1 protein-coding gene is annotated in these 529 nt (G+C 64.5%); it reads left to right on the forward strand.

Annotated elements, in window-relative coordinates:
* On the forward strand, positions 1–529 hold a 529-nt coding region (locus tag SB725_RS30135; RefSeq protein WP_410923015.1), incomplete at both ends, for an MFS transporter.

The following is a 529-nucleotide window of genomic DNA, read 5'->3' on the forward strand; positions in this document are numbered from 1 at the left end:
TGCCGCAAATTGCCAATAGCCTGGGCATCACCGATGGGGTCGCGGGGTTGATGGTGACCGTGCCGGGCATGGTGGCGGCGGTGTCGGCGCCGGCGATCATGCTCGGCGCGGGGCGGATGAATCGGCGACATTTATTGCTGTTGTTGACCCTGTTGCTGGTGGCGTCCAACGCTGTTTCGGCGTTGGCGCCGTCGTTGTCGATCATGTTGGTGGGGCGCGGCTTGTTGGGGGTGGCGCTGGGTGGATTCTGGGCGGTGGCGATTGCGGCTGCCGGGCGTTTGGTCAGCGAGTCAAAAGCGGCGAAAGCGACGGCGCTGATTTTTGCCGGGATTACCCTGGCGACGGTGTTCGGTGTGCCGTTTGGTACGTTTGTCAGCACGCTGTTTTCGTGGCGGATGTCGTTTGCCGTGACCGCGGGATTGGCGTTGCTGGCACTGGCGGCTCAATGGCTGACGCTGCCCTCGCTGCCGTCCCGCGAGGGCTTGCAGGTGCGCGCCTTGTTGGCGTTTCTGTCGCGCAGCAATGCCCG

This window comes from Pseudomonas sp. SIMBA_041, assembly GCF_046535095.1.
Lineage (GTDB): Bacteria > Pseudomonadota > Gammaproteobacteria > Pseudomonadales > Pseudomonadaceae > Aquipseudomonas > Aquipseudomonas mucoides.